This window comes from Oceaniferula marina (genome assembly GCF_013391475.1).
In the GTDB taxonomy this organism is placed as follows: domain Bacteria; phylum Verrucomicrobiota; class Verrucomicrobiia; order Verrucomicrobiales; family Akkermansiaceae; genus Oceaniferula; species Oceaniferula marina.
The window spans coordinates 101,517-114,890 of the sequence record NZ_JACBAZ010000005.1; the positions used below are offsets into that span (position 1 = coordinate 101,517).

12 protein-coding genes are annotated in these 13,374 nt (G+C 52.5%); 10 read left to right on the plus strand and 2 right to left on the minus strand.

Annotated elements, in window-relative coordinates:
• Nucleotides 1-12 precede the first annotated feature (12 nt).
• Nucleotides 13-3,435: an NPCBM/NEW2 domain-containing protein gene (locus tag HW115_RS13705; protein ID WP_178933473.1), complete on the plus strand. Its 3,423-nt coding sequence runs from the start codon at nucleotides 13-15 to the stop codon at nucleotides 3,433-3,435.
• On the opposite strand, the gene HW115_RS13710 is transcribed toward HW115_RS13705, so the two are convergent.
• Entirely contained in the window at nucleotides 3,402-3,782 is a 381-nt protein-coding gene (locus HW115_RS13710) for a hypothetical protein (protein WP_178933474.1), read from the minus strand. The genes HW115_RS13705 and HW115_RS13710 overlap by 34 nt on opposite strands.
• On the opposite strand from HW115_RS13710, the gene HW115_RS13715 reads away from it, so the two are divergent.
• From HW115_RS13715 to HW115_RS13755, 9 genes are all read left to right on the plus strand, one after another.
• Nucleotides 3,772-4,563 (plus strand): hypothetical protein, encoded by a 792-nt coding sequence (locus tag HW115_RS13715; protein ID WP_178933475.1) that lies wholly within the window; start codon nucleotides 3,772-3,774, stop codon nucleotides 4,561-4,563. The two genes, HW115_RS13710 and HW115_RS13715, sit on opposite strands and share 11 nt — an antisense overlap.
• A 192-nt stretch (nucleotides 4,564-4,755) precedes the next feature.
• Nucleotides 4,756-5,448, plus strand: a complete 693-nt coding sequence (locus tag HW115_RS13720) for a PEP-CTERM sorting domain-containing protein (RefSeq protein WP_178933476.1) — start codon at nucleotides 4,756-4,758, stop codon at nucleotides 5,446-5,448.
• A 291-nt stretch (nucleotides 5,449-5,739) separates the two neighbouring features.
• The gene (locus HW115_RS13725; protein WP_178933477.1) at nucleotides 5,740-6,378 is read left to right on the plus strand and encodes a PEP-CTERM sorting domain-containing protein; all 639 of its coding nucleotides are present in this window, start codon (nucleotides 5,740-5,742) and stop codon (nucleotides 6,376-6,378) included.
• Between the two features lie 332 nt (nucleotides 6,379-6,710).
• Entirely contained in the window at nucleotides 6,711-7,190 is a 480-nt protein-coding gene (locus HW115_RS13730) for a PTS sugar transporter subunit IIA (protein ID WP_178933478.1), read from the plus strand.
• A 183-nt stretch (nucleotides 7,191-7,373) separates the two neighbouring features.
• Nucleotides 7,374-9,086 (plus strand): arginine--tRNA ligase, encoded by a 1,713-nt coding sequence (gene argS, locus HW115_RS13735; protein ID WP_178933479.1) that lies wholly within the window; start codon nucleotides 7,374-7,376, stop codon nucleotides 9,084-9,086.
• 46 nt (nucleotides 9,087-9,132) lie between these two features.
• Entirely contained in the window at nucleotides 9,133-10,422 is a 1,290-nt protein-coding gene (gene bioA, locus HW115_RS13740) for an adenosylmethionine--8-amino-7-oxononanoate transaminase (protein ID WP_178933480.1), read from the plus strand.
• A gap of 19 nt (nucleotides 10,423-10,441) precedes the next feature.
• Entirely contained in the window at nucleotides 10,442-11,425 is a 984-nt protein-coding gene (locus HW115_RS13745; RefSeq protein ID WP_178933481.1) for a 2-dehydropantoate 2-reductase, read from the plus strand.
• Nucleotides 11,426-11,536: 111 nt separating this feature from the next.
• Entirely contained in the window at nucleotides 11,537-11,851 is a 315-nt protein-coding gene (locus HW115_RS13750; protein ID WP_178933482.1) for an HU family DNA-binding protein, read from the plus strand.
• Nucleotides 11,852-11,866: 15 nt separating this feature from the next.
• A complete protein-coding gene (locus HW115_RS13755; protein ID WP_178933483.1) occupies nucleotides 11,867-12,283 on the plus strand; it encodes a SufE family protein in 417 nt (138 codons plus the stop codon).
• A gap of 112 nt (nucleotides 12,284-12,395) precedes the next feature.
• Here the strand turns inward: HW115_RS13755 and HW115_RS13760 are convergent, their stop codons facing one another.
• Complete coding sequence (locus tag HW115_RS13760; RefSeq protein WP_178933484.1) at nucleotides 12,396-13,364, minus strand: N-acetylmuramoyl-L-alanine amidase family protein; 969 nt, start codon at nucleotides 13,362-13,364, stop codon at nucleotides 12,396-12,398.
• Nucleotides 13,365-13,374: the final 10 nt, after the last annotated feature.

The following is a 13,374-nucleotide window of genomic DNA, read 5'->3' on the forward strand; positions in this document are numbered from 1 at the left end:
CAAAAACACACGATGATGATCCCAATTCATGTGGCCCGTTGGGCCACGATTGCCAGTTGCGCTATAGCAACATCCACGCCATTGCTCGCGCTCGAAGAGGAAAAGAAGACCTCGAGCAAGCTACGACTCGAATCTGGTAACCAGGAGTTGGTCGAGTGGTTCGACTGGGCGAAAGCTCGTTCGATTGATCTGGTTCAGACGCACAAGTCGACACCCAACCGCCCCGTGCATGTTCCTTGTTATTGGGGTTCTTATGCCCATGATCCGGCATTTTTTGCGCGGGATATCTACCATCAAGCGGCAGGAGGTCATTTGTTGGGGTTGGATGAGGAGAATTTGACGATGTTCAAGCTCTTTGCCGGGTCCTTGGTGAAGGATGAGAGTAAGAATTATTTTCCAGCTTGGTCGTTTAAATTCTGGGGGGAGAAAAATTCTCGCTTTGATGAATTGCCAGCGGTGTTTGAGTTGGTTCACCGGGCATACGAACAGTATCGCTTGAGTGGCGACCGCCGCTGGATTGACGACCCCGTGTTGTTTGATTTTTATTCCTTTGCGATGACGGATTTTGTCGACCAGCATTATTGTGAAGATGATGACGGGGTTGCCGATATACCGGTCAACAAGGGGATCCATACTTCGTATTTCGAATTTGAGCAGGAGAAATTGAAGTCGGCTGCTGATGCGTTTGGATCGCAGTATCGGGCAACGTTGGCCTATGCCTCCATACTGGAAGCGCGTGGGGATTCGGATGGAGCCAAAGCGTTCCAGCAAAAAGCGAATGCCTTGTTGAAGGTGTTTCAGACGGATTGGTATTCACAAACAACACAGAGGTATGTGCGGGGGATTACCAGAACCCATTGGCAGCACAGTCATACTGGTGCCAGCATGGTGAACGAAGAATCCAGACCGACAGATTTTGGCCGTGAGAATAGTTTTTTTATTCCGCTGAAGTTTATCGGTCAGGATCTAGGGGTTCCGATGGAGGATTACATTGATTTTGTGCATGCTTCGACATACCAGAATGGGATCAATATTGAGGCCAGAACGTACTATCCCGAGTTCATGTACTTGCATGGGCGCGCTGCCATGGGTTGGCATTGGTTGGCTCATTCGTTAGGAACCAAGGATAAGTATCCGGAGGTGGCATACACCGGAGTAAACAATATCATTTCCGGTATGATGGGACTTGAAGGTGATGCCATTGAACGAAGAGTCTGCACCTTGCCCATGTTGGTCGCGGAAGTTCCGTGGGTGGAGGTTCAGCATTTCCCTGTCGGAAGCAAGCATGCGCCGGGTGGGCAGAACGAGTTGACGGTCCGGCACGAAGGAAATAAGCAAACAAGCGTAAAAAATGTAAGTGGGGCGGCCTTGACGTGGCGTGCCCGGTTTTATGGGCAACATAAAGAATTGCTTGTCGACGGAAAGAAGCAAAAGGCAACATCGTCGATGCGCAATGGGAAATCGCTTTCCTATGTGGATGTCACACTGGCACCCGGTAAACAACATGTGGTTGCCACCGTGGATGACGGGAGGTGGACCAGCCTGACGGATCTTGAATGGGGGAGTGTTTCGCCTGAGGGGAAAGTCAAGAGGGACTGTAATCCGGGCCATTACACCATGGTGATGGATGGGCAGGTTATTGACCGAGGCATCGGAACGACGGGCTCATCCACGATCGAGGTTCCTCTCTTGGATGACTATGCCTTGTTTGCTGCCGAGGTCGGCCATGACGCCCGCTTGAACCGTAAAGGCGAGGTTCGGCATGAGGTCGTTTGCTTTAAGGTGATGGGTTCTAAGGAGGGCGGTGGAGATTGGAACGAACTCTATCAGAGCGAAAAACTTGGTCAGGGTGAACGGGCACAGGTGCTTGTTGATGTGCGGGGGAAAAAACGCTTGAAGCTGATTACGGAAGGAGATGGGAATGCCTATGTCAACTGGGTGGATGCGCGAGTCTGTAAGGCTTCAGCTCCTTGTTTATTTTTTGGAGAAATGACATGGGAGGGGACGTTTGAGCCGGGTAAGACGACCAGCGTGACGGTTCCTTTTGCCAACCGGGGAACAGAGTCAGCCTTGCAGACGCAGATCCAGTGTGTGGTTCGCAGTCCCTTTGTCAAAGTGACAGCCAACAAAGGGGGCGGGGCCTTTTCCTTGCCTGCGGGTAAAGAGGCCAGTGTTCGTTTTGATCTTTTGGTTTCCGAGGAGGCCCCTGCGGACACCCGCCTGCCTATCAGTGTGCAGGCAAGTTTTGCGGATCAGTCGGGAGCTCACCGTATCGAGCGGAAGTTTTCCAAGACCTTGCCTCGTGCGGCATTTTCCATGAAGTTCGCCGGAGGTGCGAAGGTGAATCCGAATGATTCCAAGCGATTGCAGATGCCGCCGTATCAGGAAGTGGAGCTGCTGGTGGATGTGACAAACGATGCCTCCGTGGCCTCTGCTGAGGGAACGGTTCTGGCGGTGTCGCTTGCAAAACGAGGCGATGGCAAACATGAATTGATTGACTTGGTCAAAGGGCATGATGCTCTGGGGCGGATTGAGGCTGGGGCGAGCAAGCAGGCGAAGGTCGTGCTCAAAGTGCTTGAGGGATGGCGCTTGGAGGATTCCTTTGATCTGTTTTTTACCGTGTCCGATGGGAAATCGATGATTGCCCGCATGAAAAAACGTTGTTCATTGCAGCAGGCGAAAATCAGGGTCTCCTACCTTCGGACCCAGACGCAGGGTAAAAAGGTGCCGATGGTGGCCGCCGGTAAAATGAGTCGAGTGAGCTACCTAGTGCACAATGAAGGGGAGTTGGCATCGAGCCCGCTCAAGCTTGCTCTCTCGGTTCCTGAATCGAGTCAGCCGTATGTCAAACTCAAGCAGACAGAGCTCACGATTGATCCTGTAGAACCTGGTGCCAGTCGCGAGTTTTCCTTTGATTTCAGTGTGGCTGGAAATACGCCCGCCGAAACCGAGCTTGAGATCAAGCGTGTGATCACGGCGGCTGGAAAAACCATCGAGAGACTTGAGTGTTTTCAGGTCGGGGTGGTGTGCCTCTCTGATTTGGAGATCAAATCCTTGCGAAATGGTTTTAACCATATCGGTCGGGATAAGAGCTTGTTCAGTATTCCACTGAGCATAGGAGACCAGCAATGGCGCAAGGGCATTGCCGTGCACGCTCAGAGTGAACTGGTGTTTGCTTTGGATGAGAAATACAGAGCGATGTCCGGCTACATCGGCGTCGGCGAAACCGCCGGTGACGGAGGATCCGTGAAATTTGAGGTGCATGCCGACGGCAAAGCCATTTATACGTCGAAGTTAATCGAGGGGAATGAGGGCCCCGAACGGGTCGAGTTATCGCTTCAGGGGGTGAAGGAACTGAAGTTGATTGTCAATGATGGTGGAAAGAATGGAAGCAATTCCGATCATGCGGATTGGGCTGGCTTTATACTGAAATAATCCATCGTTTTGTCTTTCATCGAGAAGGAAGGTAGGCTGGATCGATGCGGATCAGGTGTGGGGGTATAATGATTGAGTGCCACCCACCTGATCCGGACCTTGTTAAATTTGGATAATGGGAGTAAAAATGACGCTTTTCTATAAAAAATGGTTGATTTGTTGTATGCCTTTGTCATCTTGTTTTTGTTCGGAAAGAGATGATGAGCCAGTGTCGCGATGAGCGCGACCCGGTCCTTTGTCCCCTGATGGTTTAAACCGCTTCCGCTTCCTTTACCGGTTTCCACTACCCCTTCCGCTACCGTTTTGTTATTTGTTGATTGAATGCTTAAGATGAATGTGCGCTCCATAATGTTATTGATGTCGATCCTGGTTGTGCCTGCTGCTGTGGCGGGAGTGGTGGCCGTGGATGCAGAGCGGGGTAAGTTGGGGGGAGGATTTGTGGTCGTTGATGATGATGAGGCTTTGGATGGTCGTTATGTCACATCGGGGAAGTTGACCGGGGACCGTCCGGTTTCTTCCGAGCAAGTGGCGACCTACAAGGTGGAACTCGCTCAGGGGCGATATGATTTGTTCATGCGGATACGCGTGGATTCAGAGAATCCCCAAGCTGTGGATAGTGTGTTTTTGCCTGCAAAGTTTGGTGAAATGTCTCTGGATGATAATAATGCATGGTTGAAAATCAATGAGTTGCAGGATGGGGCCAACTCCTATGTGAATGCTGTCGGGGAGGAAATTAAAAATGGTGTTTGGAGTTGGGTCCGATTCTCAGGGCAGGTGGATAAAGATGTTGCCGTCCCCCCGTATGTCAGCCCGGGTGGAGAGGTGACGTTCCAAATCGGACATCGGGAAGAGCTGCATATCGATGCCTTGGCCTGGGTTCCCAGTGGTCAAAAAATCAATTCGGAAGAGCTGGATTCAGCACTCGCTCTGAAATCCGATACGGATGCGCCGCTTGATGAAGAGGAGGATCAGGCCGAAATAGACGAGTCGGATTCGCCGGGGGATGTGGTGTCCGCCACCACCGGAGTCAGGCCTTCAGATGCGCAAGCCGAGCCAAGCCCGCCCCAGGGGCTCAGTGTGATTCTCGGCTTTGGGGACTGGGCGATGACCGTGGAAAAAGGTGAATGAGTAAACGCTTTTTCGGATTATTGACAGATGATCTAGTGTTAACTAAAAATGACGCATTTATACGTGAATTGGCGTTGACTCTTCAGCCTAAATTTAGATTGTTTACGTATCTTCACATGAGCTGTGAGGTTCTGCCGTTCTTCCTTCCGGTAAACTCCCCAAATAGAAGGGACACTCAAACATAACAATATCATGAAAAACATTACAACAAGCTTGGTCGCTCTCGCGGCTACGACGGCTATGAGTCAGGCTGCCATTGTAGCATTCTCAGCAGAGGACGGGCTGCTCGGATCGAACTGGATCACGGGAGTTTCCGACGCCGGAGAATTGAATCCTGGAGCCATTGGTGGTGCCTATGTGACTTCGTCTAATGCAACGGGTGACAGCCCAACTTCTGCAAATCAGGTGGCCACTTACACCGTAGCACTTGATGCTGCTACAACTTACGACCTTTATGTTCGGATACGTGTGGATGAAAATGGAGGTAATTCCGCTGGAGTGGATAGTATTTTCATTGGCGAAGGATTTGGAATCAAAGTGTTGGGTGATAACGCTCAATGGACTCGTGTGAATGGTTTGAATGAGAACAGTAATAGCTATGTGAACCCTGAGTCGGTCGAAATTACCAATGATACTTGGAACTGGGTGAAGTTTTCTGGACAGGTGACACAGGATGAGCCGGTGGGCACATTTACTACTGCGACAGGAGTCGAGACCTTCCAAGTGGGGCACAGGGAAGAGCTTTGGATTGACGCTTATGCCTTTGTCGATACTGGCGAGGTAGTGACTTCCGCCCAGCTTACAGCAGCTGTGGTACCGGAACCCTCTTCTTCTGCTCTCATCGGTCTGGCCGGTGTCGCATTGATTTTCCGCCGTCGCAAGTAGGCGCGGCAAATTCTTGAGTGATGCTGATTGATTCGCCCTCAATGGGAAATGATTGAGGGTGGATTTTGTCATAAACGCGTCAATTTTTTCTCGAAGTTTGCCCGATATCGGCAGAAATTGTAGGAATGGGGGTGTGTTTTACAAAAAATACACCCCCTGTTAATAAAAACAGGTTGACGTAGGCTGCTTTTTTTGAAGGATGGCACGTGTCTTCGCATTTTTTGCGAAGCATATCGTGTCATCTTTCGGTGTACCATGCAAAGAAGGTGGTTAACATTAACAGCAATACTCATGAAAAAAACAACATTGATACTGGCAGCGATAGCTGCAGGGGGTGGTCTGTCTCAGGCTGCGACTATTGCATTTGAAGCAGAGGATTTCGCTTCTGTATCAGGAAGTCCCACTTTCAACACAGTGGTGGATGCTAACGCCTCCGGAGGTTCAGCTATCACTGCGAGTGATAATTCATATGCGGCTACGGCCACCTATTCCTTGAATGTCACCACAGCGACAAACTATACGTTATATATCAGGGTGTTTGCACCCAGCAGTGGAGATGATAGTATGTTTGTTCCAACCCAGAGTGATTATGAGACCATGGGGAGCCCCACGGTTGAGATTAATAATTTATCGAATGGGAACAATTTGACATATCGCTGGGTCAATACGAATGCGGGAACCTTTGTTGGAGAGACGGGAGATACTTCAGGAGTTTTGGCTCCAATTTATGACCTCCCTGCCGGAGTTTCAGATTTTACCATCCGAGCCCGGGAAGATGGCTTGTTGATTGATGGATTTGTGTTTGATACTGATGGAGGTATCTCAGACCCCGCTGTTTTGGACGCTTCCCTAGCTGCCGTCCCCGAGCCGTCCTCACTGGCCCTGCTGGGTCTTGGTGGGTTGGCGCTTGTGTTCCGTCGTCGAAAGTAGGAGCGGAAAGCGGTTAAAAATCATAGATTCGTCCGGTGTTGCCATGTGGCAGGGCCGGGCGATTTTTTGTTTGGAAGCCTTCGTTTCGATGGCTGCTGATCATGTGCGGATCTTGATTAGGGCTTGCATGATTTGTTACTTGGGGTTATTGAGATGGCTCATTCCTGTTTGTTCAGGCGGCTTTCTCAGATGAGCCGGATGAAGAAACATGAACGATTCCCCAATAGACTTTTGTTTTTCCGGATGATGGATCCACCTGTGGATGTGAAAGCATGCGCACATGGATTGTTGTCGGGTGATCCAGGGTCTTGATTCATCCGATCCCATTATTCATGAAACTAGCCAGTCTTTTGACTCCCGACCAAGTGATTCTCGACTTGGAGGCGGAGGTGTGTGTTGAGGCGATCAACGGCATTCTGGACCATCTGATTGCCAAGGATCTGTTGGCGGCGGACATGAGGCAGGAGGTGTTCGATGCATTGTATGAGCGCGAGCAGCAGATTAGCACGGGGATTGGTTATGGGGTTGCGATTCCTCATGCTTTTTCTGAATCGATTGACCGGGTGATTGCCTGTTTTGCTCGTTCGAAAGAGGGGGTTGAGTTTGAGTCAATCGACCATGCACCTGTCAATTTCATCGTGTTGTTTATTGTGCCGCAGAAGGATTACAACATGCATTTGCAGACCTTGGCGGCGATTGCCAAGATGTTTAACAACTGTGAGGTGAGGCAGCGCTTGGGAGAGGCTCCATCCATTGAGGAGGTTCTGGATATTTTTGCGTCCCGGCCATCGCGGACCCACTGTGAGCAGTAAGGACTCTTACCGGACTCCTTTGAACAAGGCCGGCGGCTATGCCGAAAGAGGGTCGATTGTGGCGGTTTGTGTGGTGGTGGAAGAATAAAAAACCTCGTTTATCGAGGTAATCCTGTTTAAGAAACCCGCGACGAGGCCCGGTGGGCATAAGTTTTTTCGAAGAATTTTTGATATTGAGTAGATATGATCATTGAACAATTGGAACGCGCGCTCATCGGTGCCCTGGAATCCGTGGGAGTGGAATTGCCCGAGGGCTTTCAAGCGAAGGTCGAAGCTTCGGCCGATTTGCGATTCGGGGATTATCAAACGAATGCTGCGATGGTGCTGGCCAAACGGGTGAGAACCAATCCCCGGGAGTTGGCGACCAAAGTGGTCGAGGCGATGCAGATAGATGATTTGGCCGAGTGTTCGATTGCAGGTCCGGGTTTTATTAATTTTACGGTGACCATGAGTGCCTGGGGGAGCGCGGTTTCCTCTTTGGGCAAAGATGAACGCCTCGGGGTGCCTTTGGCGTCGCCGCTACAGACGGTGGTCTTGGATTTTTCGGCACCCAATGTGGCCAAACCGATGCACGTTGGCCATATTCGGTCGACGATTATTGGTGATAGTCTGGCCCGGATTGCTCGTTTTCTCGGGCATACGGTGATTACCGACAATCACATTGGAGACTGGGGGACTCAGTTTGGCATGATTATCCACGGCTGGAAAACCGTTCTGGATGAGCAGGCGCTCGAGGCCGATCCGGTGACTGAGCTATTGCGCGTGTACCGGACGGTGAATGCGCAGTGCGGTGAGGACGAGTCCATTCGTGAGATCTGCAAGCAGGAGTTGGTCAAGCTGCAGGGGGGGGATGCGGACAATTTGAAAATCTGGGAACGCTGCGTGGAGCTATCCAAACAAGGGTTGCAGGGGATTTATGACCGCCTGGATGTGCAGTTCGACTACTGGTATGGTGAGAGTTATTACAATGAGCGCCTGGCACCACTCGTGGATGACATGTTGGAGCAAGGGGTCGCTCGCGAGAGTGAAGGGGCGATTTGTGTGTTCTTCGACGGTGAGGCCAAGCTGAAGGACAAGCCAACGATTATCCGTAAGGCGGATGGTGGGTTCCTCTATGCCACAACGGACTTGGCGACGATTGATTTCCGGGTTGAGGAATGGCAGGCGGACCAGATCTGGTACGTTGTCGGAGCACCACAGCAGTTGCACTTCCAACAGATCTTCGAAGCCACCCGGATGCGCGGGCAGAACCCGAGCATGCACCATGTGGCATTTGGTTCGATTCTGGGTGAGGACCGTAAGCTGATGAAAACCCGCAGCGGTGACAATGTGCAGCTGATTGATGTCTTGGATGAGGCCGTTGAACGGGCCGCCAAAGCCATCGAAGAGAAAAACCCGGACTTGTCCGGCGAGGAGAAAGACAAGGTGGCGTCGATTGTCGGACTGGGTGCGGTAAAGTTTGCCGAACTTTCCCAGCATCGGATGACGGATTACGTATTCTGCTGGGATCGGATGCTGGCCCTGCAGGGGGATACCGCGCCTTATCTGCAATACAGTTGTGTCCGGGTGCGCTCGATTTTCAGTAAGCTGGACGAAGGGGTGAAACTTGATTTGGGCGAGCTCCGGATCGAAGCGGATGCCGAGGTGCATCTGGCACGGATGCTCGTTCGGTTTGGTGAGGTGGTGCCCTCCTTACTCGATGATTTTCGTCCGAACCTTCTGGCAAACTACCTGCTTGAGTTAGCCCGGGCATTTCATTCCTTTTTTGAGGCTTGTCCGGTGTTGAAATCGGAGGGAGCGACCCAGAACACGCGCTTGGTGCTTTGTGATTTGACCAGCCAGGTGCTGGTGAAAGGCTTGGGTCTTCTCGGAATTGAAGTGCCGGAACGAATGTAAGCTTGTTGTCTGGCCTTGCCGGGCAACGCGAGACTGTTTGATTAAGATGAAGCCATCGACACGAGCCTGGGTCGCAGCGGACAAAGCGCATTGCTGGCATCCGTTCACTCGCCAGGACCAGTGGTGCGATGGCGATCCTCTGGTCCTTGTTGAAGGTGACGGGGTTTGGTTGACCGATTCCGAAGGCCGTCGGTATATCGACGGCAATGCTTCGATTTGGACCAATATCCATGGTCACCGGCATCCGGTCATCAATGAGGCGATTGTCCGCCAGTTGGAGCAAGTTGCGCACACCAGTTATCTGGGGTTTGCCAACCCGCGTGCGAGCGAACTTGCCGGGCGATTGTGTGGATTGTTTCCCTCCGGCGAGCTTTCCCGCGTGTTTTTTTCGGACGACGGGTCCACGGCGGTTGAGTGTGCGATCAAGATGGAGATTCAGTTCCGGATGCAGACCGGAGCGCCTGAGCGCACCGAGTTTCTTGCCTTTGACCAATGTTATCACGGCGACACCATGGGGGCGGCTTCCTTAGGTGGGGTAAGCTCTTTCTTCGAGCGATTCCGTCAATTTGGCTTTCCCGTGCACCATCTACAAGGGATCGAGGGTTTGGAGGCACTGGATGAGGCGCAGATCGCCCGGACTGCGGCCGTCGTGATCGAGCCCCTCGTGCAAGGGGTCAACCAGATCCATGTTTGGCCGAATGGAATGCTCCGGCAGTTACGGGAATGGTGTGACCGGCACGGGGTGCATTTGATCTTGGACGAAGTGATGACCGGTTTTGGTCGGACCGGGAGTATGTTTGCTTGTCAGCAGGAAGAGGTGATACCGGATTTTCTTTGTTGTGCGAAGGGGATCACCGGAGGATACATGCCGCTGGCCGCTACTTTGACCCGCGAGGCTATTTACGAGGCTTTTCTCGGTGGTGCTGAGCGGGCGTTTTATTACGGCCACAGCTACACCGCCAATCCTCTTGGATGTGCCGCGGCCTTAGCCAGTCTGGATGTGTTTGAGCAGGAGCAGACCTTGGCGCAACTTCCTGAAAAGGTTCGGCTGCTAGGCGACTTGCTTACCGAGATGCAGCAGCGATGCTCAAATATTCATGCGGTCCGCCAGTGTGGCATGGTTGCCGGCGTGGAGCTGCGTCAGGCATCGGGAGAGCCGTTTCCATACACCCGGCGGGTGGGGGCGAACATTTGTGAGGCCGCGCGTGAGCATGGATTGTTGACCCGGCCGGTATTGGATACGGTTGTGTTGATGCCTCCCTTGTGTATTGATTCTGAGGAAATCAAACAAATGTGCCTTGCCTTGGAGGCTGGTATTTCGGACACGTTGAGCTGAATCATAGGAAAAACGAGTGATGACGGAGAAGAGCGAGGAGAATTCGGAGCTGCAGCCATTCAAGCGGATCGCAGTGGTTGGTGCTGGAGCGGTTGGTGGCTACTACGGGGCTCGTCTGGCCCAGGCTGGACAGGATGTGACTTTTTTACTGCGCAGTGATTACGAGCATGTCCGGCAACATGGGCTGAATGTCCAGAGTGTGGCCGGCGATTTTCATTTGCCGGACGTGCAGTGTGTTCGGGATACCCGTGAGCTTGGCCCGGTGGATTTGGTTTTGATGGCTTGGAAAACAACCTCCAACCATCTGTATGAAGAGGTCATCAGCCCTCTGCTTCACGATGAGACACTGGTGCTGACCTTGCAGAATGGTCTCGGAAACTGTGAGTTGCTAGCCGATCTGTTTGGTCCCCAGCGTGTGTTCGGTGGGCTTTGCTTTATTTGCTCCAACCGGGTGGCTCCCGGCGAAATCCGCCATACGGCGTCGGGGCAGGTGCGAGTGGGTAAGTATCAAGCGGATCAGCCGTCGGATGTGCCGTCGGCTGGGAGTGAGAAACTTGAGGCCGTGGTGTCCCAGCTTCGGCACGGAGGAATCGATTGCCGGGGTGTGGCGAACCTGGAGCACGCACAGTGGATGAAGCTGGTATGGAACATTCCATTCAATGGATTAGCCATCTCCGAGGGCGGCGTGGATACCCAGACCTTGCTCGAAACTTCCGGAATGGAAGGGCGTATTCGCAAGATCATGCATGAGGTTCAGGCGGTGGCTGCGGCGCTGGGCCATGAAATCGAAGATCACTTTATTGACCAGCAAGTGGAGGTGACCCGCACGATGAAAGCATATCGACCGTCGAGTATGATTGATTTTGTCGAAGGCCGCCAGGTAGAGGTGGATGCCATCTGGCGTGAACCCTTTCGTCGGGCTCAGGCGCTTGGGGTAGAGGTCCCGGAAATCGAGCGTTTACTGGGGCAGATCGAGATTCGTCTTGGGGGCGACTACTCATGATGCCAAAAATTAAGGTATTTTTTGCGGGACAATGACGCGTGTCTGTGGTTTTCCAGTGCGCAGCAATCCGCCTCTCACGGCTATTGAATATCTCACACCCTTATTCATTTCATGGACACGATTACAAAACGCGATCTGGTTACACAAATTAGCAACAAAACCAACATGGGCCAGGCTCAGGTCCTGGAGGTACTTGAAAGTTTTCTGAGCACAGTGACAACGGAGCTTGCCGATGGCAACACCGTGGTGATCCGCAATTTTGGCTCGTTCCAAGTGCGCGAAATGAAAGGAAAGATCGGTCGGAACCCGAAAAATCCGGGACTCGACATGAAGATCCCACCACGTGCCGTGGTTAAATTCAAACCCGGCAAGGAAATGAAGGAAAAGGTCGCACGGATCCTTCCTGTCATTCAACAAGCTTCCTAATTGGGGTCCTGAGTGATGAGCATTGAGGCCAAAACGCAGGAGTTGCTGGAAGAGCTTGGCTTTTTCCAGGACTGGACCGAACGCTATGAGTATGTGATCGGTCTGGGAAAACAACTTTCTGCGATGCCTCAGGACCAGCAGACGTCTGACAAGCTGATCAAGGGATGCCAGTCCCAGGTCTGGCTCGATGCCAGCTATACGGACGGACGAATGCAGTACAGGGCGGATTCCGACTCCCTGATTACCAAGGGTATGATTGCCCTTTTTATTCGAGTCCTGGACGGTGAGACTCCCGATGCCATTTTACAGGCTGACATGGGCTTCATCGATCAGACTGGCTTGAAAGAGCATCTGGCGCCGACCCGGGCGAACGCCCTGAATCTGATGGCCACCCAGATGAAACAGCGCGCACTTGAGCACGCGTCGGACTAGCGGATCGGACGAGCGGCTATACTACATGGAACCCATCTCAGATGCGGCATCCGTGTCGGAGGGGAGCCAAGCGGCTCTCAATCGGACCTGCCAGCCTAGATGCTGCCATATGTTATGGCTTCTTTTGGATCGAGGCCCTGTAGACCTCGATTCCCCTGACAAAGCTTTTGGCCAGGGCGTTTTGATAAGCCTCGGAGTGGATCTTGGCCGCTTCCTCTTCATGCGTGAGAAACCCGGCTTCGATCAGGATGGCGGGATGGCTTACCCCTTTGAGTAAACTGAATTTGGCGTGTTTGATACCTCGGTCCACGATTTGAAACTGGTTTCCATACATTGGGTCGTTGAGATACAGCAGGCTGCGAGAGTGGACGGCGGTTGCCAGCGTGACGCTGGATGCGGCGGCGGGGTGGGGTTCTCTGGCGCTGATGATATATGTTTCCAGCCCATGGGTGTTTTTCTGACCCGCGTTGAAATGGATTGAGAGCAGAATGGCGTTGGCTTCCGCTTGGGCAATTCTGACGCGCTCGCCCAGGGAGACGAATTGATCTTCCGTTCGGGTCATAACCACGCGGTAGCCTTGATTGACGAGGAGTTCGCGGGTTTTTTCTGCAAGCGAAAGTGTGAGCGAGGCTTCTTGTTTGGCCGATCCGCGATCTTTTCCTCCATGTCCGGGGTCGAGCACTACGGTATTGAAGATCTGGTCGCGGGCGACTTTGGCTGGACGCATGACCGGGTCGATCAGGCTTCGAAGGTCCAAGGCTGAGAGGTGAATGGTATCGGCTGATTCGATCACCGGTTCACTGAGATAAAAGGTCGCCCGGTTGATGCGGATTTTTTGTTCTCCGATGGTGATCTCGATCTGGGTTCTACGGTTCTCCAGAGTGAGTGTTTGGTTCTTTCGCTTGCTTTCCTGAAGTTGGTAGAAGGATTTGATTTGTTCGAGTGGGATGTATGCTTTCCCCCTGAGCTCGACAGATCTCCATTGGAACCCTATCTTTGCTTGCTGGGCATTTGCCGATGGCGTGAATGCGCAGAAAAGGAGCGTTATGAAGGTGAAGAGGTGGAGGGCGCGGGCAATCATGGCTGTCTAG

Bases quoted from the DNA above. Each gene is read 5' to 3' on its own strand.
- HW115_RS13705 (WP_178933473.1), top strand. From the start codon at position 13: ATGATGATCCCAATTCATGTGGCCCGTTGGGCCACGATTGCCAGTTGC.
- HW115_RS13710 (WP_178933474.1), bottom strand. From the start codon at position 3,782: ATGGAGCGCACATTCATCTTAAGCATTCAATCAACAAATAACAAAACG.
- HW115_RS13720 (WP_178933476.1), top strand. From the start codon at position 4,756: ATGAAAAACATTACAACAAGCTTGGTCGCTCTCGCGGCTACGACGGCT.
- HW115_RS13725 (WP_178933477.1), top strand. From the start codon at position 5,740: ATGAAAAAAACAACATTGATACTGGCAGCGATAGCTGCAGGGGGTGGT.
- HW115_RS13730 (WP_178933478.1), top strand. From the start codon at position 6,711: ATGAAACTAGCCAGTCTTTTGACTCCCGACCAAGTGATTCTCGACTTG.
- argS (WP_178933479.1), top strand. From the start codon at position 7,374: ATGATCATTGAACAATTGGAACGCGCGCTCATCGGTGCCCTGGAATCC.
- bioA (WP_178933480.1), top strand. From the start codon at position 9,133: ATGAAGCCATCGACACGAGCCTGGGTCGCAGCGGACAAAGCGCATTGC.
- HW115_RS13745 (WP_178933481.1), top strand. From the start codon at position 10,442: ATGACGGAGAAGAGCGAGGAGAATTCGGAGCTGCAGCCATTCAAGCGG.
- HW115_RS13750 (WP_178933482.1), top strand. From the start codon at position 11,537: ATGGACACGATTACAAAACGCGATCTGGTTACACAAATTAGCAACAAA.
- HW115_RS13755 (WP_178933483.1), top strand. From the start codon at position 11,867: ATGAGCATTGAGGCCAAAACGCAGGAGTTGCTGGAAGAGCTTGGCTTT.
- HW115_RS13760 (WP_178933484.1), bottom strand. From the start codon at position 13,364: ATGATTGCCCGCGCCCTCCACCTCTTCACCTTCATAACGCTCCTTTTC.